The following is a 24,470-nucleotide window of genomic DNA, read 5'->3' on the forward strand; positions in this document are numbered from 1 at the left end:
TTCGACACGCACCGTATGGATGCGCCGAAGCGGGTTCTTTTTCATTCATAAATGGTTTTTAACAGCTCACTTTGGGAAAAGCGCCCTCAGATCACCTGGGACAACCTGCTTGCTTTGACGCGGAATTTCTTTAAGAACGGCCATGGGGTCGTGATCGACTTTGTCGTCGAAGACGAACTGCCTTGGATCCGGGAAAAGTTTCGCTTTGCGGAACTTGGCGCCGAAGTGCGTTATGTCGTTTTGGAAGCCGATACGAAACGGATCATTCGGCAGTTGGAGCGGCGAGGCGATCCGGAATCGTTCGAACGTTCTTTGTTTCTGCGGGACAAGCTGCGTCAGGAGCCTCTGAACGCCGGCTTTTTTCTGGATACTTCGGGGCATAATAAGGAGGCTCTGCTGCAATCGGTCAAGACGGCCTCAAGTTTTATCTTGATTTCGGGCAATGAAGAAGCAAGAATTTCAGTCGAAAATAGCACTTAAAAAACAGCGTATAATATAAATTATACGCTGTTTCCGCTCAAATCGATTAATAAACGCCAATTCGACTCCTTACCCGCTTTAAAAAGAGGTTGCAAAGACGAATTCTTCTAATTTATTCCATAGAAAAAACAGACTTGTCTTGCATGTTTTTCGAGCATGGCAAACGTTAAATTTTAAGTTTACATAATAATTATTATGAATCATCGGATTAACCACCTTCGCCACCGAAGCGGTAAACCGGATTCCAACGTCTCGGCCTGCCGCTGCTTGCAAAGATTTGATAAACGCGTCCGCCGGCAGATGAAATTATTCACCCGTTCGGTAAATAAGTACGATGGCTCCCGAGTCGAATGTTTTGTTCTCGATAAGCTTCAGGTTGATTCTTTCCTGGATTCCTTGGAATAAAGGCAGTCCGCTGCCGATCAGCACGGGGGATACGGTGATTTTGTATTCGTCGATTACGCCGAGCTGCATCAGATAGTGGGCGAAGCGGGGGCTGCCGAGAATCACGATATCCCCGCCTTCCTGCCGCTTGAGGTTCTCGATTTCTTCTGCGACGTTTTCTTTGACCAGTCGGGAATTGTTCCATTCGACCTTGTCCAGCGTGGTCGAAAAAACGACTTTGGACGCTTTGTCGATCCACTGCGCATGATCCCGTTCGTGCTGCGAAGCCGTTGGATCGGAAAGCACCGAAGGCCAGTACCCGTGCATCATCTGGTAAGTTCCGCGTCCCCAGACGACTGTGTCTGCCGTGCTCAGAATCTCCTGCGCTTGACTCTCCAGATCGGCATCGTAAGCCGCCCAGCCAATGTCCATCTCGCCGCCGGGGCCTTCCACGAATCCGTCGAGCGATGAATGCAGAAACAAAACGAGTTTTCTCATTGTCCGTCCTCCTTTGATCGTAAACGAAAAAAGACCGTTTTCTATTCGCGTCCAAAATTCCACGCCATGTACACACCGACTACACACCGCTTTTTTATACTTGGATCATACCAAACAAACGGGAGGCAATCTATCATGAACAAAACATCCAAATTTCTGATCGGCGTTACACTCGCAGGCACCGCAGTTGTCGGTTCTTCCTGGGCGGCTCCGGCCGATACCGCTTCCGCGGCGTCGCAGAGCGCAAGCGCGTCCGCTTCGCAAACGGCGCAGAAGAACAACCCTTATTACACGGCCGGAATCGACGATCCCGCGGAATTCCACACTTTTTTCGTCAAACTTCAGCAGGCCGTTGCCAAAAACAATAAGAAAGCCGTTGCTTCGATGGTCAGCTATCCGCTTAACGTCAACACGGGAGGCAAAACGTATAAATTCGCCACGCCGGCGCGCTTTATCGCCAAATACGATTCGATCATGACGCCGGAAGTGAAAAAGACGCTCGGTTATGCGATCGAGGACGATCTGTTCGTCAACTGGAAAGGCGTGTCGGTCGGCGACGGAACGCTGTGGATCGGCAAGCTGGACGGCAAACTCGGCGTATACGGAATCAATAAGTAATTCACCGTCTTTGACAGCCTCGACGCTCTCCGGTTAGCATGGAAGAGGACGTTGAATCCGGAGAAGATACGGAGTGCATATTTAATGAAGAGAACGATTCTGCTGGTCGAAGACGATGTGCTGATGCGCGAATTTATGACCGATTATTTTAAAAAAGACAGTTGGAACGTACTGGAAGCGGGCGACGGACGCGAAGCGCTGGAGCTGTTCGAGCTGCACGAGATCGACCTGATCGTGCTCGATATCATGATGCCGGAGATCGACGGATGGTCGGTCTGCCGGCGCGTGCGCAAGAAATCCGGCGTGCCGATTATCATCATCACGGCGAGAGCGGACGACGACGATCAGATCATGGGTTTCGAGCTGGGCGCGGACGAATACGTTACCAAGCCATTCAGCCCGAAAGTGCTGGTCGCCCGCGCCGCGGCGCTGCTCAAACGGGCGGAAGGCACGCTCGGGCGCGAAGAAGATGTGCTGTCGTACGGCGGGATAACGATTAACAAACGGGCTTATACCGTAGAGGTCGACGGAGAATCCGTCGGCCTGTCGCCGAAAGAATACGATCTGCTGCTTCTGCTGACCCGGCATACCGGCGCGGTGCTCGAGCGGGACGAGATTCTGAACGCGGTGTGGGGCATCGATTATTTCGGCGATCCGCGCGCGGTCGATACGCATATCAAGAAGCTGCGCGCCAAGCTGGGCGGGGAAGGGCGGCATATCCGAACCGTCATCGGAACGGGATATAAATTCGAGGTCGAGAAACGAGAGTTGGAGTAGAGATGAAAAAGGCAGGCATTGTACTGAAGCTGTTTCTCGTTACCTCGCTCGTCATGCTGGGCATTCTGACTCTGATCCTGCTGGCTCAGAGTCTTTTCTTCGAACGCTTTTACCGGACGGTGAAAGTAAACGATCTGGTACGGCATATGCAGACCTTCGGCCAGGAATATACCGAAGTCCGGACCGATCCGGTGTCTTCCGCGCGGGTGTTGGGACGATTCGCCAATGAGAACGGAGCGGCGCTGGCGATCCTGAACGATAACATGGAACGCCGCAGCTTCGATCCGTATTTCATCACCCTGCAAAGCGAAGGCCGGAGCGTTACGCTGCTGCTGTCTTCGGAAGGTACAGCGGCCGCGGACGTGCCTTCGGGTCTGCAAACCGGCGACCCGCTGACGGCGGACGGTATATATATGGATGAAAAAGATACCCTGATGCAGCCCGTTACGCTCCAGCCGGAGACGGAAAAGCCGGAGCAGGGACTCACCCGCGTGCAGGGGGAGATAACGGAGATGGTACTGCCGGAGAATCAGGCGATCAATCCGTTCTACACGCAGACGCGGCTCGACGAAGCGCTTCGGGATTGGCGCGCGGAGCAAACCGGCACCGGGGATGTTTCTGCCGGGACGGCTGCACTGCGCGGAGAATGGACCGACAAATGGAGCGGCGTCGTGTATGCGCGGGTGATCGTGCCGCTGCAAAAACCCGACGGACAAACAATCGGCTACGCGTTCGCGCTGTCTTCGCTCCAGCCGCTCGGCGAAGCGACCGTTATGCTCCGGCGGTATTTCCTCTATCTGGCGCCGGCCGCGGCCGGCGTCCTGCTGCTGCTTTCGTTTGTTTACTCGCGGCTGCTGTCCCGGCCGCTGGTGCGTCTCAGCCGCACCTCGGCGCGCATGGCCGCGCTGGATTTCACGCCCGACGAAGGGCGTGCGATCCGTTCGCGCGACGAATTCGGGGAACTGTCCCGCAATCTCGATGCGCTCGGCCATAATCTGGACGCCGCGCTGCGCGGGCTGTCCGAAGCCAATACCGGACTTGCGCGGCAGATGGAAGAAAAAGTCCGCGCGGAAGAACTGCGCAAAGAGCTGATCGCCAATATTTCGCATGAACTGAAAACGCCGCTCGGGATTGTCAAAGGCTTCGCCGAAGGACTTCAGGACGATGTGGCCGCGGACAAAAGAGAACGTTATTTGCAGTTGATCGTCGGCGAGACCGACCGGATGAACGCCCTGATCCTGGATATGCTCCAGTTGTCCCGGTTCGAAGCGAAAGCGATCAAATTGAAGCCCGAGGCGGTCGATATCGCCGGTCATGTCCGCTCGCTGCTGGACTCTTTTGCGGCCCAATTGGAAGCCCGGAATCTGAGCGCGGGCATACAGGGAGAGCAAAAACTGCTCGCGATTGCCGACCCGCGGCGAATCGATCAGGTGCTGCTCAATCTGCTGAGCAACGCCGTGCGTCACGCCGGCGAAGGCGGAGAGATTCTCATTACGCTGAATCGGATCGGACAGGGAACCGCGGAGATCATTGTGGAAAACGACGGCCCGCCTATTCCGGAAAACGAGCTGGAGCGGATCTGGGAGCAGTTCTATCGGGCGGAGCGTTCGCGCGACCGCAAATCTGGCGGCACCGGGCTGGGGCTGGCGATCGTGCGCCATATCCTGGAGCTGCACGGCAGTGAATACGGCGCGGCCAATACAGAGAAAGGCGTTGCTTTCCGCTTCACGCTGCGGGAAGCGGCGTCCGATAACGGGGAGAGAAAAGACAATGAATAAACGAGTACTGCCGGCGGTCTGCGCTCTGCTGGTTGCTTTGCTGCTGAGTGCCTGCGGCGAAAACCATAAAAGCGAAACCGGTTTTTCCGAACAAGAAAACACAGCCGAAGAAAGCGCCGATTCCGTTCAGCCGCCAACAAAGCCCGACTCCGAAACGATGCCGGGGGATGCCGAAGACGAAGCGGCGGGCGGCGAACCGGAAGATACCGAGATCCTGATCGTAATCGATCAGACCGAAATGCCGATCGAGAGCGGCGGTTTCAATTTTTCCGTAAAACGCAGACCCGAAGGCTATGCGCTGCAAACGATGCAGTGGAAAGGGGACGGCGAGCCGATCGTCAGCACTTTTCAGGAAGCGGCCGAGAAAGGCGCGACCGGCGGAGACGGCTTCTATATCAGCGGGGACGGTCAATTTTCCGGCTTTCTGTATCCCAACTCCAGAAAAGGCGAGCGGGGCGAGGTGTCCTTTGTATTCGTCAACGACGAAGGAGAAGAGTTGAGCTGGAAAAAGAAGATTACGCTTCAATAACGAGCGGAAGAAACAAGCGGGAACGATTCTGGGAATTCGGTTTTTAGAAGTTTTTGTTTTAGTTTACGTCATTTTTATTATGTAAACCAAGAAAGCGTCGTTCCGAAATGGAGCGGCGCTTTCTTGGTTTCGATTGTAAATACCGGCAAGCGGACAGGGATTTCGAGCGGCTATTCTTTTACCGGAGCGGGCTTTTTGATCGCCGATATTTTTCCGGCCGTCTGCACCAGAAAGTGGGTGTCCGCATCCAGCGTCAGGTTGAAAAAATTCGAGGTGAATGTGCTTGAAGCGGCGATTTTATTCGTTTGGCGGTTGATCAGGTAAACCTGCTTGGTCATAAGCGCGACGGCGATATAATCTTTGCTCGGTGTGACTTGGTAGATCGGCGTAGGGAAGCTGAGCGTGCTTTCGGGCTTGGCACCGCTGGGCGCTCCTAGCGGAATGCGCGCCAGCCCCCATTGCCTTTTCTGATAATCGATCAGGTAACTGATATAGAATTTACCGTCGTAATACGCTGCCGAGCTTCCGCCTTCTTCGCCATACCCCTTTTCATGCGGGATATAGCGGAAGGTTTCGATGGCTTTGGCATTGCTGAGATCGATCTTGTCGATATTCAGCCGGTATTCTTCATCTTCCGTGGCAAAAACTTTAGCGTAAGCATAACCGTCCTGCACCGTCACGATTTCTTGATAGATCGACTTTGTGCTCCAGAGCCTTTTGCCGGTCTGCGCATCGAAAGCGTACAGCTGCTTGGGTTTGCTTCCCGCCAGGTAAGGGTCCAGCATGACTTGAACAGCCAGAACGGTATTGCCGCCGCCTTCTTGAAGCCGGTAGCCGTACGTTTTGCCGGCGGGCGTTTTCCATTTGAGCGTTCCCGTCGCCGTATCGAAAGCGCTCAGATTCCCGGAATCGCCGACTATCAGCAGGCCGCTTTGCAGCCCGATATTGTAGGCGCTATACATGCCGTTTTTCCCGTTGAGAGAAGCCGCCGATTTCCAGATCCGCTTTCCGGTAGACGGATTGAGTTTGTAGGCATACCCCTGCACATCGACAAAATAAACGCCGGAGCCGTCCGCGATCGGAGCGGCTCCCGGTTCGGCCGCGCAGCTCCAGAGCGCTTTGCCGGTTTTCACATCGGCAGCGGTCAGCGTTTGCCCGAGTTTGTAGAAGACGCGGCCGTTTGCATACGTGCCGATCTCCGGTCCGGCTCCGTACTCGATCTTGCGCACGGTCTTTTCCCAATCGGGTTTCAGATAGACCGATTTGGCGGTAACGGAAGACTGCTCGGCCAGAACCCGCTGCGCGCCTCCGGCCGCCGGAAGCAGCAGGGAAACCGCCAGAACGGCTGCGGCCAATTTACGGATCGAAGATCCGGTTTGTTTGATAATCGACATTTAATACCCCTCCTAAAAATAGGAATCAATATGAATATCTGTACAGTGTTTGGACGCTTTGCTCCGATCAATAGTTGCATAAACGCGTAGAAAAACGCCGGCTCCGATACGGAGCCGACGTTTTGATTGGTACTTCAGAAGCGGATTTAAGCTTTCAGCCACGCATTCGCCAGCAGCATCGCGCCCTGCTTGGCATTGGTTTCCGCCAGCGCGTTCAGCATGACGAAGTCGTGAATAATGCCCTGGAACCGCGCCGCGGTCACCGGAACGCCGGCTTCGCGCAGCTTGTTGGCGTACGCTTCGCCTTCGTCGCGCAGCACGTCGGCTTCGCCCGTAATAACCAGCGCTTCCGGAAGATCTTTGAGCTGTTCGGTCGTCGCGCGCAGCGGGGAAGCGGTAATCTGGGCACGCTCCTGCGGATCGGTCGTGTACTGATCCCAGAACCACTGCATGCCTTTCTTCATCAGGAAGTAGCCTTCCGCGAATTGGTTGTATGATTCCGTCTCGAACGCGGCGTCCGTTACCGGATAGAACAGCAGCTGCTTGGCGATCTTCGGTCCTTTGCGTTCTTTGGCCATCAGGGTAATCGCCGCGGTCATATTGCCGCCGACGCTGTCGCCGCCCACGTACAATTTGGACGTATCGAAACGGTTGGCCGCGCCTTCGCTGCTTATCCATTCCAGCGCCGCATAGATTTCTTCGATCGCGACGGGGTATTTATTTTCCGGAGACAGACTGTAGTTCGGGAACACGACCGCGACTTCGGCGCCGACCGCCAATTCGCGAATAAGCCGGTCGTGGGTATGCGCGTTGCCGAATACCCAGCCCGCTCCGTGGATATAGATCAGGACAGGAAGAGGGCCGGTCGCGCCTTTGGGACGCAGGATGCGCACCGAGACTTCGCCGCTCGGGCCGCCCGGTATCGTCCGGTCTTCGATGTCTACGTCGGGCTTGGCGATCTCGCCGGATTGAACCTGATCGACCGTTTCGCGGCCTTTTTCCGGTCCGAGATCGAACAAATAGGGCGGGTTGGCATTATCGTCGGCAAATTTCTGTGCGGCGGGTTCGAGCACTACCTTTTTGGCTTCGGTCAACGGGATCAATTCCTTTCGAAAGTGAATTTATTCCAGCTTTTATTTAAACCAAAAATTGGATTTGAAATCATCCGCACAATTTTGTTTACATAATTAAAATTACGTCACTCTCCTATTTGAAATGCTTCTATTTTTGTTTCGGTTCGAATAAAGAGCATACCTTCGGAAAAGAACGGATGCGTGAAAAGGTCCAACTCTGTGTCAAATCGGCCGATCGGAGCTCCCGTTTTTAGATTGAACAGATATCCGCCTCCGCCGTTAAGTCCCGCAAAGACGTATTGACCTTCGACTTTGACGCCGGTCGTTTCCACGGAGGCGGGCAGACGGCCGAACGAGACGGTCTTGTCGTCCGAAGCGCGAAGGGCGGTAAGAACGCCGTTTTTTTGAAAGAAAAACCATCCCTCTTCCAATCCCGAAACCAGATTCCCGTATTCCGCGTAGCTCTTGATCGTTTCGGGCGAGGTGCTGCCGCGCAGGTAACGGGTCAGTCTGTTATCCACGTTCCTGCTGTCCAATTCCCCTTCGACGCCGTAGGCAAACTTCCCTGTCAGGTAACCCTGCAAATCGACGGATAACCGAGCATCCTGCAGCAGACCGTATTTTTCCGTTTCGACAATCCTGCCGGTCTTGGGGTCGAGCAGGGCCAGCCGGAATTGGTAACCGCGAAAAGGCTTCTCCCTGTAAAACAAGCGCATTGCCTGCTCTGTGACTTCCCGAAGCACAAGGTTGCCGTTATCCGTTCCGATCTTATTATAGAACCCGGTTAGGCTCCATCGTATTTTTCCGGTATCCGGATCAAGACCGAAGAACCGGGTCTGCATATTGTCGACCGAACTCGCGACGACCAGCGTGTCGGAATACTGCCCGATCACATCGCTTGCATACATGCGAAGCCGGGAGTTTTTCCATATCCGTTTACCGCTGGACGGGTTGTAGGCCGATACGCCGCCGTCTTCGTTCAGCACCAGCAGCAGCCCTCCCACGGAATGAATATGCGCGCCGAGTACATTCGGGAGCTTTACTGCCGAAACTTTCCAATGTATTCGGCCGCTGACGGCATCCGCCTTCACTAATTGACCGGCCTTGTTGATAAAAGAAACGGTATTGGAAGTTACGACTTCCGGCGCTCCGGCCTCTTTGATCGACCATTTGATTTTGCCCGTCCGTATATCGGCCGCATGCAACGTTTGCTGGCGATCGGTGTAGTACGTCAAACCGTTTGAAACGGGAAGGAGTGCCGAACGTTCGCTGCCGGCGGTATCCGCCTGCCATACCGGCTGGAGTTTCCGGGGCGGTTTTACATCTGCGGAAGCGGCCGGGGAAGCTTGACCGACCTGCGCAGCCTGGACGCTCGTACGCTGCGGAGCCGCTGGCGTCAGAAGCGATTCCGCTCTTACCCAACCCGGCGCGCCTGAAGAAAATAAGGCTGCGGCAAGTATGCACATGGCTCCCTGCTGAATTTTATTCATGGAATATCAGGCTCCTTTTGTCCTTTTTGATTCATTAAACTATTGAGCTTTATCTGTTAAGGCGGAAGGACGCTTAACGGCGATCAGTTTATTTTCCGCCTGCACAATCACGGTATCGTCCGAGAACAGCGTTTCTCCGTACACCCGGCCGCCCGTATCGATCCGTCCGAGCGTTTTGGCCGACGGGATATCGATCAGGTAGAACAGGCCGTCGCTAAGTCCGGTGTAAATGCCCGTACCGTGCAGATCGAGCCGTGAAACCGGGTTGTGGATCTCCGGGTAAGAGGTGCTCGCCTGACCGGCAAATTTCATATAAGAAAGCTGAAGGCCGCGTTGGAAAAAGAACCGATCCATATAAGGTCCCGCCAGCAGATCGCCATGATCTTCGTAAGCGACCGGCTTCTGCGTTTTCGGGTCTTTATCCAGCTCGTACCGGTACAGAATACTCGAATATCCCTGAAGCACATTCGGGATATATTTTTGCATGGAAACGTAGATATATTTGCCGTCGATAATGACTTGATCCGCCTGCTGGTACATGCCGTCCTGCACCTGGGCAAAAGAATAGGAAGCCGCTTTTTTACCCGTTTTGACGGATACTTTATCCACGATCGCGGCGTAATCCTGATTGGCCCACATCGAATTGTCTCTGAGATACAGATAGCCGCCGCGCTGTTCCAGCAAGGGAGCGTAGCTGCCGCCCAGCGCCCACAGCTGTTTGCCCGTTTTGATATCGTATCCGATATATTGGTCGACCATGATCGCTCCGCTGACAACAGAAGACGCGACCAGCACGCCGTCATACGTTCCGTAGACCGTACCCCCTTCCACGGCTTCCGTCGACTGCTTCCACAACCGTTTGCCGGTTGCCGTATCGTAAGCGTGCAGGGTCTCGGTACTGCCGACGATCAGCTTGCCGCCGGACAAAGCCAGGTTGTACGTCCCGTACCGGGCTGTAATTCCGGTCTTGGTTTTCCAAAGTACGCCGCCTGTTTTGGCATTAAGACCCACCAGGCTGCCGGAGTTATCGATGAAATAGATCGTTCCGCTGCCGACAACCATTTCCGAGCCCAATTTGGCGTTCACGCTCCACTTCTGGCGTCCGGTCGAAGCTTCGACGGCGAACAGCTTGCCTTTGGCCGGATAGAAAACAAGACCGTCGGCGGTTTGCGCATAGAAGGTATCCAAACGCTGCGCGCCGCCGATATCGGCGGTTTTGGTCCACAGCGGCTTGAGCACCGGCGTCGAATCGCTCGAAGTCAGGCTGAATCCTCCGTTATAAGAAGTCACCGGGCCGGCATGAGCGGAGGGCAGAGCGGAGAAACCGAGAATGGAAGACAGCAGCAGGGCGAAAGATGTTTTGGCAAAGCTTAGCGAACGTTTTTTCATCAAAAAGCCTCCTGTTCGTTAGAATAGCCTTCAATCGCTTTTTAAGTTTACATAATAAATAATATGTCTCTATCAGAAAAAGATATCCAGAAAACTGATCAGGATTTGCTGCAGCCACGACCAGGGACCGGGTTGATAGACCATCGTTCGACACCTCCTTATTTTTGCGCGATCGAAGCTTGCGCCGCGCCGCCGCGTCGTTCACAATACTAATAGAACGGAGCCGGGGAAGACTTCCTCGCTTTTTTACCCAAAAATTTTCATTAAAGAAGGACGAAACGATCCATGACAAGTATTCGCATTCCCGACGACGAGGCTTACGAGAACTATTACGACTACCTGGAAGCGTTTCTGATCTGGATGCAGGACGCGGGCTATACGGAATATACGCAAAAAAATTACCTGAGCGACGTGAAGCAGTTTATCGACGCATTGAACGGCCGGGCGCTGGAAGATACGAAGAAAATCCACGTCATGTCGTTCCTGTCGAACGCAAGAAGAAGCGGGGCGGGCGATTCGACGCGCAACCGGAAGCACGCGGCGGTGCATTGTTTGTTCAAAGCGCTGGCCGAACTTGAACTGTTGGACAATAATCCGGCCGCGGGCATCAAGAAAGCCAAGACCGAGCAGAACCGCGCGCCCGTTTATATGGATGAAAAGCAGATTGCCGCATTCCTCGAATCGGTCGACGGCAAGTACCGGGAGCGCAATCTGGCGATTTTTCTGCTGATGGCCTATATGGGGCTGCGGGTCGGCGAAGTGCACGCGCTCAATCTGTCGCATTACAATGCCGACCGGCGCACGCTGCAGGTATTCGGCAAAGGGCGGAAGTGGCGCACGCTGCCGGTACCCTCGGCCGTGACCGGCGTGCTGGAAAAAGCGATCGCTCAGCGCCTGGCTCCGTGGACGGACCGCGAAGAAGCGCTGTTCGTCTCGCAAAAAGGCCGCCGCATGTCGATTCGCGCGATCCAGCAGCTGGCTTCGGATACTTTCGACCGTTTCCAGCAGGATATCGAGCCGCAGCTGCGCGTTCCGTATTCCAGCCACAAACTGCGGCACTCGTTCGCCACCATGCTGCTGCGCCGGGGCACGGATCTGCGCACGGTGCAGGAAATGCTCGGCCACTCTTCGATCCAGACGACCACCGTCTACACGCACGTCACCAGCCGCGAGAAAGAAGAAGCGATGGACCGCCTGGATGTTAGGCTTCCCGGAGATTCGGGTAAAAACTCCTGAACGCGAAAAAGGCCGGATGCGGCCAATCGTCATTATGTACGATATTTGCATAGGAGCGCATAACGCGCAACCCAAATAGGGAGGTCATTGCGATGGGATTCAATCTTGGAGGACTCGGCGATCTGATCGGCAAAATTCAGGGAGGTTCGAACGCGGGCGGTACGGGAGGCGGACTCGGCGGATTGTCGGAACTGCTGAACAAGCTGCCGATGGGCGAACTGCTGCAAAAGCTTCCGCTGGAACAACTGCTGAATTCCGACTTCGTAAAGCAGCATACGCCTTTCGGCTCCGTAGCCGAGATGCTGCAAAAATTCGGAGTCGGCGGCAGCGACCCGAACGCGCTGCAAAGCGTTCCGCCGCAGGAACTGGACGAGAAAGTCAAAGCCAACACCCAGTTCGGCTCCATGCAGGAACTGCTGCAAAAAGGCCTGGAGTTCATGCAGAACCGCCAAGGGAAATAAGATTTTCTTTACCTTTTCTATTTTCCCTCCCTTTTCTTAAAGAGGGCGTAAAACCGCAGCCGAGCGCTGCGGTTTTTTTATTGAAGAATTCCTGTTTTTTAAGAAGCCGGCTAGCGGAGGGGGAGATTCAGTGGAGGAACGATAGTGTTCGCCTTTGAAATCGGGAAGATTCCATAAAATCTAATTAGTCTCTTCCCGATTTCAACACGCGACCGAAACGAATCTCCCCCGCAGCCTCCAAGGCTTCTTATACACGAACAGGACTTTCTCAACCTATCAAAACCAAAGCCGAGAGATGCGGCTTTTTCCCGCCCGCTCATTGTCCATTCGTCCCGCTCGTGCTATCGTAGGCAGACAGGCATTTTTTTGCCGGAACGTTTACAAGCACAAACGGGCACACTATTTACAGGCAGCCGGAGAGCGGCGCGTATGCGCGCGGCGGCGAAGGCGGAAGGAGCGGCAGACATGCGTTTCGATATCGAATACCTGTCTTTTTTCGTGATCCAGGTCGAAGGACGCGAAGGGCAGGGAGCGAGGGGATATAAGCATTACCAGACGATGGACGATTACGATTACGAGGACAGCCCGGTGAAGAAATTCCTGGACGGGGAATTCTCGCGGACGGCCAAACGCAAAGTGGAGAAAAATCCGCTGACGGAACAGGCGCCGACCAAGATCGGAGCGTTTATCGTCGAACCCGGCTACGAGCTGGACAGCAACCCGAACTTCAACATGCTCAACCGGATGCGGACCGCGGACGGCAAAGAAGATTTCAAAAACGCCTGCGACGACGTCGTGCGAAACTATTTGGACACGGGTTCGGTGCGCGGGGGAGCGCTGATCCTGACCCGGGCCAAACTGACGACGCATTCGGACGATCCGTTTATCTTCGTGATGAAATGCGACTTCGAGAACAAGATCGCGCGCATTTCCGACGAGCAAAACCTGATTGACGAAGTGGAGATGGCGATCAGCACCAAAAGCATCAAGTCGATTATGTATCCGCATATGCCGGAACCGGGCATGACCGAAGAGTGGGAACTCAAGATCCATCAGCCGTCGCACGCGCGTTATTTCGAAGACTTCCTCAAATTCGTCGTGTACGAGCAGTCCGTGCCGGAGATCGTGACGGAGCGGGTGATGGAATACGTGCAGAGCTACGTCGAAGAGAAATGGCCCGACGAAAGCAGCGAAGAACGCCAGCGCGAAGAACACGATCTGGAGCTGTGGACGGCCAGCGACAAGCGCGATCTCCAGGGAAAATGGGAGCCGGAGCAGGTCATGGAAGCGGCCGAGCGGATTACCGAACTCCAGCCGGAGATCGAAGTGCGCTTCAAACTCGGCAACAGCCAGGTCAAAGGACTGCTGGCGGACTTCGGCTACGGCGTGCATATTACCCGGCTGAACGGCCGCTACGCGGTGATTCTGGAAGGCGAATCGTTCGTGTTCGACAAAGGGCATTCGCCGGTCGAGCTGCTTCAGCCGCAGCCGTTCGAAGAAGTGGCGAAGCGTCTGCTCGAACGCAGGGAAGAACCGGACGACGGGCTGCCGTATTGAGCTCGGGTAAACGGCGGATTTAACCGGCCGCTGCGGGCTAAACCCGCTTTCGGCGACGACAGCAAGCAGTAGAAAAAGCACGGCAGCAGGAGCGCGCAGCAAGAGGGGGATGCTTTTGACGGATAGAAACGGACGGGATTCGTTCAAGAAAATCGGGCGGGAGAAGCCGGACGGGATTACGTTCCTGTCCGGATGCGAGAGCGCCGATTACGGCGCCGCCGCGCTGGAAGCGATCGCCCGCCGGCGGCCGGAGATCGATCCGGCGGAGCTGCTTCCGCTGAGCGCGTTGAAGCTGGGAGACGAAGAAGTGCTGCTGGAATACGGGCGGCAGCACCGGGGGATTCCGCTTTACCAGGAGCACCGGGTCTTTGTGCGGATGGACCCGGATGGCGGACTGCGGGATCTGCGGGCGAACTGGCCGCTCTGCCGCTTCGAAGAACCGCCGGGCGAAGGCTTCGCGAAGCCGGCGGGCATGGGCGGGAACCGCGGCGCGTCATGCCTGCGCGGCGCCTATGCGCTTGAAGCGTCGTCGGAAGCGCCGCTTTACCTGTTTCCGCCGCGGATGGTCGACCGCGGCGGCGAGCGGGTGGTGCGCAGGGCCGGGCTGGGGCCCTGGGAATGGCTCGATCTGCGGGCGGCCGCGGCCGCCAGGCGGAATTCCCGGGAGCCGCGGCGCGCGGTTCGCGGCGGCGGTTCGTCCGGCGGCGAAGGAAGCGCAGCTGAGCCGCTGGACCGGGAAGAGCAGCGGCGCGTCCGAGCGGCCGTGCTCGCTTATCTGGCGCGGCGCAGCCGGCCGCGCGGGTTTCGCTGGGCTTTCCTGGCCGGCCGGGAAGCCTCGTCTTTTCGCCCCGTGGACGGCGGCTGCGTCCATGTGCGGGCATACCGGCTGGCGAACGGCCTGCCGGTGCTCGGAGGCAGCCTCGACCTGTACGTCGAGCGCGGAAGCGGACGGCTGCTGTCCGCTTCCGACGAGCTTTCGTTTCGCCGGTCGAGTCCCGAGGGTCTCGCCGGGACTCTCCTGAAGCCGAAGCTCAAAGAGGGCGAAGCCTGGGAAAGCCTACGCGATACGATCCGCGCGGTCCCCGTGTACGACGCGCGTCCCTCGCCGGAAGACCGCAGCGGCGGCGCTCCGCGCACAGCCTCTTTTGTCTGGCTGGAAGAGAGTCCGTTCGTCTACGACGCCGCGGCCGGGCGGCTGATCGAGGCCCGGCCGATCCGGCTGTGACGGATTCGCCCGATGATCGCATTGGCGCTCGTACCGGACAGCTGCGGGACGCCGGTGTGGAGCGTTACAACGAAGTGAAGCTGCCGTGCCTGCTCGCGCGAAAACCGGCGGCTCGGCGCGGTAGCACCGCGATACGTATTATGTTTCGCGATATTGCTCTTATTCCCTGTTCTCGCGGTTTCGAAATACCCCCGATTTATCCGGAAAGAGAAACGCAAAACAAAAAGAGACGGTCCCGCCGGTGTTACGGCTTGCGGGAGCGTCTCTTTTTTGCTTTTTTCGAAGCTCAAAATGAAAAACTTACAGATTGACCTTCGCGATCTCGGACTTGAGCTTCTCGGCCGAAGCGTTCAGCAGCTCAAGTTCCTTGTCGTTCATCGGGATCTCCAGATGCTCGCGCACGCCGGTGCTGTCCACGACGCACGGCAGACCGAGGTAGACGTCGGAGATGCCGTGGTAGTTGTCCAGCAGCGTGGAAACGTTGAGCACGGAGCTTTCGTTCTGGAGAATCGCCGTTACGATCCGGTCCAGCGCCAGGGCGATCGCGTAATACGTCGATCCTTTGGCGTTGATGATCGCGTAAGCGGCGTTCTTGGTATTCTCGAAGATTTCGTCCTGCTCGCTTTCGGGCAGATTGAGCGCCGCGCCCGCGACGTTCGCCATGCTCCATACCGGCAGCTCGGAATCGCCGTGCTCGCCGATGATGTGGGCGTGGATACTGCGCGGATCGAGATGCTTCTGCTGGCCGATCAGGTAGCGGAAGCGCGCGCTGTCGAGCAGGGTGCCGGAGCCGATAACGCGATGCGCCGGCCAGCCGCTCTTTTTGTACGAAACGTAAGAAAGGATATCGACCGGGTTCGTGGCGACCAGGATAATGCCGTTATCGTTGTATTTGACGATATTGCCGATGATCTGGTCGAAGATGCCCGCGTTGCGGTTGAGCAGATCGATCCGCGTTTCGCCGGGACGCTGCGCGGCGCCGGCCGCGATAATGATGACCGCGGCGTCTTTGCAGTCGGAATAATCGCCGGCCCAGACTTTGACGCCGCCGACGAACGGAAGGCCGTGGTTCATATCGAGCGCCTGTCCGAGCGCAAGCTCTTTGTTGACGTCGATCAGAACCAGCTCCGTCATCCGCTGCCTCAGCAGCAGGGTATACGCGGTAGTGGCTCCTACGTCGCCCGTGCCGATTACGACGACACGGCGGGAACGCGAGGAAATCGTGGTCATGTTCAATTCACTCCATTTCTTCGTCTTTGGATAAGAGAATCGAATTTCTCTTAACTTTTAACCACTTTACACGGCGAATGATCTTCTGTCACGGAAATGTGCAAAAAGTCTTTGCGCGAACGATGTCGGTTTTTGTTATAATAAAAAAATGTTTGGACAAGCATTATCACGTAAAAATCGTTGGAAAAGAGGTTAAACGTATGCGCGGATTCGCGATTCTGCTCGGATTCAGTCTGGCCGGCGCGCTGCTGCACGATACGCTGCATCTGCCGCTGCCGGGCAATGTGATCGGCCTGCTGCTGTTTCTGGCCGCTTTGTTCGGCAAAGTCGTCAAACTGGAATGGGTGGAGGCGTCGGCCGACCTGCTGACGGGTCATCTGCTGCTTTTTTTTATTCCGTATGTGATCGGGGCCGCGGCGCTGATTCCGTTTATGGGCCATAATGCGGTTTCCATTATCGTCGGGGTGGTTGGCAGCACGCTCGCAGTACTCTGGGTAACAGGCACGGTCGCGGCCAAAACGGCGCCGAAAAGCGGGGAGGAGGCGCGGGATGAACGACTTTCTGCATGATCCTCTTTTCGGGCTTGCACTGACGATCGGCGCGTACGCAGCGGCGAGAGCGATACACCGCCGCGTACGCTGGCTGCATCCGATTCTCAGCAGCAGCGCGATCATCCTGATCGTTCTGGGGCTGCTGCGTTTCAATATCGCCGACTATCAAAGCGAGATCGGCATGCTGACCGTGCTGCTCGGTCCCGCCACGGTTGCGCTGGGCGTACCGATCTACAAGCATCGCCGCTTGATCCGCGAACGCATGAAGTCGGTATTCGTCTCGGTGCTCGCGGGCTCGGTTACGGGCATCGCCAGCGCGGCGCTGCTTGTGTATATCGCCCGCGGCTCGCACGAGGTGCTGCTCAGCATGCTGCCCAAATCGGTCAGCTCGCCGATCGGCATCGAGATCTCGCGGACGCTCGGCGGGACGCCCGAGCTCTCGGTGATGTTCAGCGTCGTTACAGGCGTGCTGGGGGGCGTGGCCGGACCGCTGTTCCTGCGCAGAGCGGGTCTCGGCGATCCCGTTTCTTTCGGCCTGGCCATGGGCGGCGCTGCGCACGGATTCGGAACCGCGCGCAGCCTGCAGGAATCGGAAACGGCCGGCAGCTTCAGCGCGCTGGCGATGGGTCTTTCGGGCATCGTGACTTCGATCTTGTTTATCCCGCTGTATCTCTGGCTCGGCTGATAGCGGGCAAGCTTGAGACGCCCCCGGGGTTTTGTGCTATAATGACGAAGGATTGCGCTCCGTGCGAAATTATTGGAACAAAGGGGGCGAGTTGCGATGCGGTTCAAGCGAAGGGTTCTTCTGCCTCTGCTTGCCTTGCTGATCGTAATCGGCGGCTGCAGCGAAGAGAGCGCGAAGCCGGAAACTTCTTCCGAAACCGCCGTGGAACCGGACAAAGCGGACGACGGCGGCCAGACCATAACACTCGTCGAGCCCGAAGAGGGCGGCGGCGACAACGAACATGAAAAATACGTGGTGCAGACGAGGCTGACGGAGCTTCATTTGTTCGACGATACTACGGGGATGGCCTGGGGACTGACGCGCAGCGCGCTGCGAATCTACCTGACCGCCAACAACGGCAAGAACTGGATCGCGCTCTCTCCTTCGGAGCAGGTCGAGTTTTCGTCGCTTCCCGCATATGGAGAAGGAATGTTTTTTACGGACGCGAAGCACGGCTGGATCGTTCGCAGCGCAGGAGCCTCGGACGAAACGCTGGTGCTGCGCACCGTGGACGGGGGAGAGAACTGGTCGATCGCGACGCTGGGGCGCACGGACGAGACGCCGACTTCCCTGTACTTTAGCGACCGCAATCACGGCTGGCTGCTGCTGACGAAGACGTCGGCCAACGCCGGGCGCGAAGACAAGACGCTGTACCGGACGATCGACGGAGGCGAAAGCTGGAGAGCGGTCATGCGCACCGTCGGCGGCACGCAGCCGGCCGGTTCGGAATACCCGCTGCCGGATCTCGGTTATGTGTCGGGAATGGTGTTCCAGAGCGCAAGCGCCGGCTACGCGACCATGCTTGAGCTCGGCAAGCCGTCGCTTTACCGGACAAGCGACGCGGGCCGCAATTGGAAAAAGGCGTCGAACTTCTTCTCCGCCGAAGATCCGATCGGCAGCTGCGACGCTTATATGAGCGGCAAACCGCAGTCGTACCGGGCGGGCGGACAGGGTTCCTGGATTCCGATCGGCTGCAAACAGCGCGACACGGTGAAATACAACGGGTACTTTTCGCAAAACGGGGGAGCGGGCTGGAAGTTCGTTTCGTTCGATCTGCCGGCGCAGCAGTCGCTCAACCAAACGATCGCGCCGTTCTTCCTCGACCGGATGAACGGATGGCAGGTACGAGGCAATCGCCTGTACCGGACTTTCGACGGCGGAACCGCCTGGAAGACACTGCCGGCGAGCGACAAGCTGGCCGAACAGATGGAGAAATACCCGGAAGTGTTCCGGCTGCAGTTCGTCTCGCAGAAGGTCGGCTGGATTCTGATCGGTAAAACGGAAATCCGGCGCTCGCTGCTGCTGCAAACTTTGGATGGCGGCGTCACCTGGAAAGTGCTGTAGCGAAGAAACCGAGCAGCAAGAAAACGTCCCTGAACAAAAAGGGGCGTTTTTTTAATTTTTCTTTTGTTATTGTGAAAAAAATCACATAAATCTTTCGAGAAATCTGTTATTTTTTAAATATAAAGAATGCAACAAAACGAAGCGGCACAACGAAACATCCGACAAGACAAGCGAGAAATAAGCCAAAGGCTTTTAACTTAAACGAGGAGTGATCGATTATGACAACTGCAACCAGCCAACTGACACGGAACTACTTGACCCTCTGCTACAACTGCCAGGACGCGCACCTCTGCGAAACCGAAGAAAAATGCCTGGCCTGCTGGTCGGAACAAGGACTGATGGACGAAGAAACCGAAGCAAGCGAAACAAACGAACTGCTGAACATGTACTACGCTTAAGCGTCGATCCTTTTTCATCCTTTAACAAACACTCATTGCATCTTACTAAGTGAATATATTCACAATAACTTTCATATGTGCTCGACAAGTCTTTCGCCTCCCCTCCCGCGAAGGACTTTTTGTCTTAAAAGGATAGAGGTGTTCTGTTTGCGGCCGGCGGGGGAAAGGGTAATAGGAAGCAAACGACGTCAAGGAGCTGAGAATCACATGGAATTTGAACATTTGACCGTAATCGTCACCGGAGCCGCTCAAGGAATCGGCCGGGCGGTTGCGAAGAGCTACGCCGAACAGGGAGCGCGCGTCGTGCTTGCCGATACGAAAGAAGCGGAAGGCGCGGCTGCCGCGGCGGAGATCCGCAATTCCGGCGGAGAAGCGATCTTCGTTCCCTGCGATGTGTCCAAAGAAGCGGATATCACCCAGCTGATGCGCGAAGCGATCGAAGCGTTCGGACAAATCGATATCCTGATCAATAACGCCGGCTTCGGAACCTGGAAGTCGCCGTACGAGCTGAGCGTCAAAGAATGGGACGACGTGTTGAACACGAATGTGCGCGGCGCGTTTCTGGGCACGCGGGAAGCCGCGCTGCATATGCGCAAGCATGCTTCCGGCTGCGTCGTCAATCTGTGTTCGACGCGCGCGCACATGTCCGAGCCGGATTCGGAAGCCTACGCCGCGTCTAAGGGCGCGATTCTGGCGCTGACGCACGCGATGGCCGTGTCGCTCGGCAAAGACGGCATCCGGGTTAACTGCATCAGTCCGGGTTGGATCGAAACGGGCGATTACGAAGCGCTGCGGGACGAGGACCACAAGCAGCATCCCGCCGGACGCGTGGGACGCCCGGAAGACGTGGCGCGCGCTTGTCTGTACCTGACGCATCCGGACAATACGTTTCTGACCGGAACGGAATTGGTATTGGACGGCGGAATGACGCGGAAAATGATTTACGAGCCCGATTGAGGCGATCAAGCAGAGTAAAGCGAGGCGGGCAAACGCGCAAGCGGAGCCTGCCTTATTTTCATGACTGGACTTATTGCACGCATTTCCGGACTTTCCGAGCATGTTAGCAAACCTGCTATTTATACTTGTTTACGATGTTCAGAGCGGGCTGTGCCTTCATCCGCTGTACGCTTTTTTTACGTTGTTCGAATTTTTGTCATGGAATATGTAAATAAAAGGTTTAAGTGCTTCGATTTCGGGTAAATTAATAGGCATGGAGTAATGTTCGCTTCTTATTCTCAGTATTTCTTCTCCTAAGTTCACTGTACGGACAGCCGGACGTGAAGCCAAATTCACTTATTCGCGGACATCCGCGCAAAACACGAGGAGGAATAAATGATGGAATACGCATACTCGCCGGTGACTTACCGGATTGGCAGCGGTTTGAACGGACTGTCGGGCAAGAGCGCGGCGGGTTTCCGCAATCCGCTTGCAAGATCGGGCGCTCCGATGATCGACGCTTCGATTCCGCAGACCAATTACGATCAGCCGAATGTGATGTCCACTTTGCAGAACAACCTGGGACGGATCGGCACTTTTTATCTGGTACCCGGAATGAACGCGGGCGTTACGGCTTCTTCGATCGAAGGACGACTCGAAGCCGCAGGCAGCGATCATATCGTGCTGAGCGCCGAATACGGCCAGCGCACCGTCGTACCGATGAGCAGTATCGATTACGTGGTATTCAGCGATACGACCGGTTATTTCTATTCGGGCAACGAAGCTTTTTTCGCCGGACAATAACCTTCACCCAGCAGGTGTTCCCGTCGTTCCGAAGCGGAATTCCAATCATCCCACTTTAAAGCGAGGTTTGGACCCCACATGGATATCCACATATGAAAGCCCCTTTGCCGATCGGACGGTGGAGGGGCTTTTTTAATGAACGTCGTTTAGAAAAGACTATTTACAGAGCCGGAACACAAGTTTCGATCCTATTCACGCACGACGCGATGCACACGTTCGAAGGCTCTCAAACCGGTTTTCGCTCGGAATCGGGCGCGGTCGTTATTTTTGTCCTTGAAGAAAAAGAATATAAACTGCACAGTATTCATGTAAGCAGGGAATAATATATCGAGCGATCAGATAGAAAGAAGGGCTACGCATGGAGGCGAGTTACTCGCATTACGGTCTGGGCATGGAAGCGCTCGATGCCGGCCGCATGGAGGAAGCGATCCGTCACTTCAACGCATCGCTGACCGAAGGCGAACATTTTGCAACACATATGAGGTTGTACGAATGTTATAAACGCCTGAACGCTCACGAGCCGGCAAAGAAGCATATTCAGCAGGCTTATGCTCTGAACGACAGAAGCGACAAAGTGTCGCTGGAGTATGCCCGTACTCTGCATGAGGCCGGAAGCATCGCGCAAGCGCGGGACGTTTTGCAAAAAATTCTGTCCCGCAATCCTTCGTATTTTCCCGCCAGACAGCTGCTATCGGATGAAAATCCGCCCATGCAGTAAAGTAAACGCAGAGGAAGATCGGCTCGGACGGCGAAATACATTAGTCGGCAGTTTGATTCGCACGTATTAAATCAGGCAAACTGCCGCAGATGGAACGGCGAGCAGCCGATCAAGAAAGGACGCGATCTCCACTATGAATTTGCAAGAAATCGCAAGCATTGCTCCGTCGCACAGGCAGTTGGCCTGGCAGCGGCTGGGTTTTTACGGTTTTATCCATTTCGGCATGAATACGATGACAAACCGCGAGTGGGGCGAAGGGCATGAAGATCTTTCGCTGTTCAACCCCGAGAAGCTGGACGCGCGCGAGTGGGTTTCGCTGCTGCGCGAATCCGGCATGCAGGCGGTCATTCTGACCTGCAAGCATCACGACGGCTTCTGCTTATGGCCGAGCGAGTACTCGGCGCATACGGTAGCGAATACGCCCTGGCGCGGCGGACGAGGGGATTTGGTCAAGGAAGTGTCGGACGCCTGCCGTGAATATGGATTGAAATTCGGCGTCTATTTGTCGCCCTGGGACCGGACGGAGTCCAGCTACGGCGAAGGCAAGGCTTACGACGACTTCTATGTCAGCCAGCTTACGGAGCTGCTGCGAAATTACGGCGAGATCGGCTGCGTATGGCTGGACGGCGCCAACGGAGAAGGTCCGAGCGGGAAAAAGCAGTCTTACGATTGGGATCGTTATTACAAAGTCGTCAGACGCTGTCAGCCCGGCTGTGTCATCAGCGTATGCGGTCCGGATATTCGCTGGGTCGGCAACGAGGCGGGACATACCCGTGTCGAAGAATGGAGCGTCGTGCCCGGGCCGCTGCGGGACGCGGAGAAAACGTCGGAGAAATCGCAGCAGGCGGACGACGGGCAATTCTCCCGTTCTTTCAACTCGATGGAAGAAGACCTGGGCAGCCGCCGGGCGATCGAAGCCTACGACGGGGAATGGGTCTGGTATCCGGCCGAGGTCAATACGTCGATCCGGCCGGGTTGGTTCTATCATGCGGAGGAAGACGACCGCGTCCGCAGCGGCAAAGAACTGTTTGAGATCTATCTTAATTCGGTCGGCGGCAATGCGACTTTTCTGTTGAATGTGCCGCCGAACGCCCGGGGCGAGATCGCCCGGCCGGATCGCGATTCGCTGCTCGATCTGGGTCGGCGCATTGCGGAGCTCCATGATGAATCTCCAAGCGCAAATGCGCGCCTTGCCGTGTCCAGCACGGATCGCCTGACGAGTGTCGAAGCCTGGCTGGACGGCGGATTTGCGCATACGAGCCGTCCCGTCGACGAATCGCAGTCAAATATTTTTGCGTCGGATTGGGATTTCTGGAAGCCGGATACCGCAGACGCGGCGCCCTGGCTGGAGCTGACATTGTCGGGAGAAACGAAAGTTAACGCCGTTGTGCTGCGGGAGCATATCCGGCTTGGACAGCGAATCGAAGCGTTCGAGATCTGGAGCGAAAGCGAAGAAGCCGCCGGTTTTCCTGCGGATACGAAAAGCTGGAATCGGGTTGCCTCGGGAACTATTGTCGGCTATCAGCGTATCGTTCGACTGAACCGGCCGGTCTCGGGAACGATCCGGATCATTTTTAAAGCCTATCGGGGGTTCATGACGCTGGCGCATGTACGGCCGGCCCATATTCGAGACTGAAAAGAATTTAAACGGAGGGATTCATGTGATCAAACGATTCGCCGCATTCGGGGCCGCTGCGATGATTGCGCTCTCGCTTGTTCAAGGAAACGCCGCCGCTGCCGCAAAGATCGAAATTATCGTCAACGACAAAAACGTAAGCAGCGATGTGTCCGCTTATATCCGGCAGGGCGTGACCTTCGTCCCGCTGAATGTAGTCGGCCAGATTCCCGGCAGCACAGTGAAATGGGACAACGCGGCCAAAACGGCTACGGTTACGAGCGGCACGAAAACCGTCCAATTGGCGGCCGGACAGAAATGGGCTGTGATCGACGGCAAAAAAACCGCGCTGGCTGCCGCGCCGGTGCTGAGCGGGGGCCGGATCATGGTTCCGCTGCGCGTGATCGCGGAAGCGTCGGGCGCTTATGTGGAATGGAGCCCGGCAACGCAGACCGTGTTTATCGGCAAAGCCGACAGCAAGCTGCTGGAGCGGCTGAACAGCGAGAATTTGGCCGAAGCGCGGACGGCCGCGGTGCAGCTTCCGACGATAAGACTTGTAAAAGGTTTTGAAATCGATCCCGTTTCCGCGGAGGGCCAGAACCTTACTTATTATTTCCCGGAAGGCCGCGCCGACCGCTTCTTTATCGCGGCGGGCGATCTAATCTATTATTATGAGATCAAAAGTGGTGTCAGCCGCGAAGTCTGGACCGCCAAGCTCGATCCTTTAACCAAAAAGGGCGAAGGCGCGCTCCCGTTCATACAGTCTAAAGCGCTTGCGCAGGAAGGCAAGAAACCGGCGGTTTCCGGCCGCTTTGCTTTCTTCCATGTCATGCCGCATATCGGCGAGGCACAGTACGGATTTGTCGAAGCCGACGGCACGGAGACGCAGCTGGGGCAGCGGGAAATGAACTTCGGGACCATAATCGGAATCGAAGGCGAACAAAAGCTCTAACCGCAGGTCAAAGACATATCGCGTATCGTCCTCGGCGCGTCAGCTTTCATATACGGGATGCGCAATATCAATTTTCCTTTTCTCTATAAGGCCCTTCGGGGCTTTTTATATTTTTTTGTTGAAAAGTAAACGAAAGCAAACGGCGGAACGTTTATGGAATAAGCCGTTTTACGCTTGAAAAGAGCTGTAAAAATCGTATGATTTAGAAAGGCCGTTCAATCCGGCGGCTGCGTTTGTACAGCGTTTCGTATAGGGCGGCTTATTTTTGCACATGCGAAAGGAGGTATCGCTGACGGATTTTCAAGCAAG

24 protein-coding genes are annotated in these 24,470 nt (G+C 56.0%); 18 read left to right on the forward strand and 6 right to left on the reverse strand.

Annotated features, from left to right (window positions below; translation table 11 throughout):
* Positions 1-51 precede the first annotated feature (51 nt).
* Complete coding sequence (locus QWJ34_RS20920) at positions 52-480, forward strand: P-loop nucleotide/nucleoside kinase family protein (RefSeq protein ID WP_302730865.1); 429 nt, start codon at positions 52-54, stop codon at positions 478-480.
* 306 nt (positions 481-786) lie between these two features.
* On the opposite strand, the gene QWJ34_RS20925 is transcribed toward QWJ34_RS20920, so the two are convergent.
* Positions 787-1,362 carry a dihydrofolate reductase family protein gene (locus QWJ34_RS20925; RefSeq protein ID WP_302730866.1) on the reverse strand — a complete coding sequence of 192 codons (576 nt, stop codon included), beginning with the start codon at positions 1,360-1,362 and terminating at the stop codon, positions 787-789.
* Positions 1,363-1,497: 135 nt separating this feature from the next.
* Between QWJ34_RS20925 and QWJ34_RS20930 the strand changes: the two genes are divergently transcribed.
* The 4 genes from QWJ34_RS20930 (at position 1,498) to QWJ34_RS20945 (ending at position 5,064) form a co-directional block, all read left to right on the forward strand.
* Entirely contained in the window at positions 1,498-1,980 is a 483-nt protein-coding gene (locus QWJ34_RS20930; RefSeq protein WP_302730867.1) for a hypothetical protein, read from the forward strand.
* An 84-nt stretch (positions 1,981-2,064) separates the two neighbouring features.
* Positions 2,065-2,757, forward strand: coding sequence for a response regulator transcription factor (locus tag QWJ34_RS20935; RefSeq protein WP_302730868.1), 693 nt, complete (start codon positions 2,065-2,067; stop codon positions 2,755-2,757).
* Positions 2,758-2,759: 2 nt separating this feature from the next.
* A complete protein-coding gene (locus QWJ34_RS20940) occupies positions 2,760-4,535 on the forward strand; it encodes a sensor histidine kinase (RefSeq protein ID WP_302730870.1) in 1,776 nt (591 codons plus the stop codon).
* Positions 4,528-5,064: a hypothetical protein gene (locus QWJ34_RS20945; protein WP_302730872.1), complete on the forward strand. Its 537-nt coding sequence runs from the start codon at positions 4,528-4,530 to the stop codon at positions 5,062-5,064. The genes QWJ34_RS20940 and QWJ34_RS20945 overlap by 8 nt, the downstream gene beginning before the upstream one ends.
* A gap of 170 nt (positions 5,065-5,234) precedes the next feature.
* Here the strand turns inward: QWJ34_RS20945 and QWJ34_RS20950 are convergent, their stop codons facing one another.
* The 4 genes from QWJ34_RS20950 to QWJ34_RS20965 all read right to left on the reverse strand — a co-directional run bounded on the left by QWJ34_RS20950 (position 5,235) and on the right by QWJ34_RS20965 (position 10,410).
* On the reverse strand, positions 5,235-6,458 hold the full coding sequence (locus QWJ34_RS20950; protein ID WP_302730873.1) for an outer membrane protein assembly factor BamB family protein: 1,224 nt from the start codon (positions 6,456-6,458) through the stop codon (positions 5,235-5,237).
* A gap of 146 nt (positions 6,459-6,604) precedes the next feature.
* Complete coding sequence (locus QWJ34_RS20955; protein WP_302730874.1) at positions 6,605-7,552, reverse strand: alpha/beta hydrolase; 948 nt, start codon at positions 7,550-7,552, stop codon at positions 6,605-6,607.
* A gap of 104 nt (positions 7,553-7,656) precedes the next feature.
* Positions 7,657-9,021, reverse strand: coding sequence for an outer membrane protein assembly factor BamB family protein (locus QWJ34_RS20960; RefSeq protein ID WP_302730875.1), 1,365 nt, complete (start codon positions 9,019-9,021; stop codon positions 7,657-7,659).
* A 39-nt stretch (positions 9,022-9,060) separates the two neighbouring features.
* Positions 9,061-10,410, reverse strand: coding sequence for an outer membrane protein assembly factor BamB family protein (locus QWJ34_RS20965; RefSeq protein ID WP_302730876.1), 1,350 nt, complete (start codon positions 10,408-10,410; stop codon positions 9,061-9,063).
* 285 nt (positions 10,411-10,695) lie between these two features.
* On the opposite strand from QWJ34_RS20965, the gene QWJ34_RS20970 reads away from it, so the two are divergent.
* From QWJ34_RS20970 to QWJ34_RS20985, 4 genes are all read left to right on the forward strand, one after another.
* A complete protein-coding gene (locus QWJ34_RS20970; protein WP_302730878.1) occupies positions 10,696-11,646 on the forward strand; it encodes a tyrosine-type recombinase/integrase in 951 nt (316 codons plus the stop codon).
* A gap of 92 nt (positions 11,647-11,738) precedes the next feature.
* Positions 11,739-12,107 (forward strand): hypothetical protein, encoded by a 369-nt coding sequence (locus QWJ34_RS20975; protein WP_302730880.1) that lies wholly within the window; start codon positions 11,739-11,741, stop codon positions 12,105-12,107.
* Positions 12,108-12,572: 465 nt separating this feature from the next.
* On the forward strand, positions 12,573-13,664 hold the full coding sequence (locus QWJ34_RS20980; RefSeq protein ID WP_302730882.1) for a DUF3900 domain-containing protein: 1,092 nt from the start codon (positions 12,573-12,575) through the stop codon (positions 13,662-13,664).
* A gap of 115 nt (positions 13,665-13,779) precedes the next feature.
* Positions 13,780-14,889 carry a hypothetical protein gene (locus QWJ34_RS20985; RefSeq protein WP_302730884.1) on the forward strand — a complete coding sequence of 370 codons (1,110 nt, stop codon included), beginning with the start codon at positions 13,780-13,782 and terminating at the stop codon, positions 14,887-14,889.
* Between the two features lie 300 nt (positions 14,890-15,189).
* On the opposite strand, the gene QWJ34_RS20990 is transcribed toward QWJ34_RS20985, so the two are convergent.
* Positions 15,190-16,119, reverse strand: coding sequence for an L-lactate dehydrogenase (locus QWJ34_RS20990; RefSeq protein ID WP_302730886.1), 930 nt, complete (start codon positions 16,117-16,119; stop codon positions 15,190-15,192).
* Positions 16,120-16,319: 200 nt separating this feature from the next.
* Here QWJ34_RS20990 and QWJ34_RS20995 point away from each other — a divergent pair, with 200 nt between their 5' ends.
* From QWJ34_RS20995 to QWJ34_RS21035, 9 genes are all read left to right on the forward strand, one after another.
* Positions 16,320-16,688 (forward strand): CidA/LrgA family protein, encoded by a 369-nt coding sequence (locus tag QWJ34_RS20995; protein ID WP_302730888.1) that lies wholly within the window; start codon positions 16,320-16,322, stop codon positions 16,686-16,688.
* Positions 16,669-17,355, forward strand: coding sequence for an LrgB family protein (locus QWJ34_RS21000; protein ID WP_302730890.1), 687 nt, complete (start codon positions 16,669-16,671; stop codon positions 17,353-17,355). Before QWJ34_RS20995 ends, QWJ34_RS21000 begins: the two co-directional genes overlap by 20 nt.
* A 96-nt stretch (positions 17,356-17,451) precedes the next feature.
* Positions 17,452-18,738 (forward strand): hypothetical protein, encoded by a 1,287-nt coding sequence (locus tag QWJ34_RS21005; RefSeq protein ID WP_302730892.1) that lies wholly within the window; start codon positions 17,452-17,454, stop codon positions 18,736-18,738.
* Positions 18,739-18,956: 218 nt separating this feature from the next.
* The gene (locus QWJ34_RS21010) at positions 18,957-19,136 is read left to right on the forward strand and encodes a hypothetical protein (protein WP_302730893.1); all 180 of its coding nucleotides are present in this window, start codon (positions 18,957-18,959) and stop codon (positions 19,134-19,136) included.
* A gap of 207 nt (positions 19,137-19,343) precedes the next feature.
* Positions 19,344-20,093: an SDR family NAD(P)-dependent oxidoreductase gene (locus tag QWJ34_RS21015; RefSeq protein WP_302730894.1), complete on the forward strand. Its 750-nt coding sequence runs from the start codon at positions 19,344-19,346 to the stop codon at positions 20,091-20,093.
* A 375-nt stretch (positions 20,094-20,468) separates the two neighbouring features.
* Positions 20,469-20,876 (forward strand): spore coat protein GerQ, encoded by a 408-nt coding sequence (locus QWJ34_RS21020; RefSeq protein WP_302730895.1) that lies wholly within the window; start codon positions 20,469-20,471, stop codon positions 20,874-20,876.
* A 358-nt stretch (positions 20,877-21,234) separates the two neighbouring features.
* Positions 21,235-21,594, forward strand: a complete 360-nt coding sequence (locus QWJ34_RS21025; RefSeq protein ID WP_302730897.1) for a tetratricopeptide repeat protein — start codon at positions 21,235-21,237, stop codon at positions 21,592-21,594.
* Positions 21,595-21,727: 133 nt separating this feature from the next.
* Entirely contained in the window at positions 21,728-23,230 is a 1,503-nt protein-coding gene (locus QWJ34_RS21030) for an alpha-L-fucosidase (RefSeq protein WP_302730899.1), read from the forward strand.
* A gap of 25 nt (positions 23,231-23,255) precedes the next feature.
* Positions 23,256-24,161 (forward strand): copper amine oxidase N-terminal domain-containing protein, encoded by a 906-nt coding sequence (locus QWJ34_RS21035; protein WP_302730900.1) that lies wholly within the window; start codon positions 23,256-23,258, stop codon positions 24,159-24,161.
* The last annotated feature ends 309 nt before the right edge of the window (positions 24,162-24,470 follow it).

This window comes from Saccharibacillus sp. CPCC 101409 (assembly GCF_030518235.1).
Classification (GTDB): domain Bacteria; phylum Bacillota; class Bacilli; order Paenibacillales; family Paenibacillaceae; genus Saccharibacillus.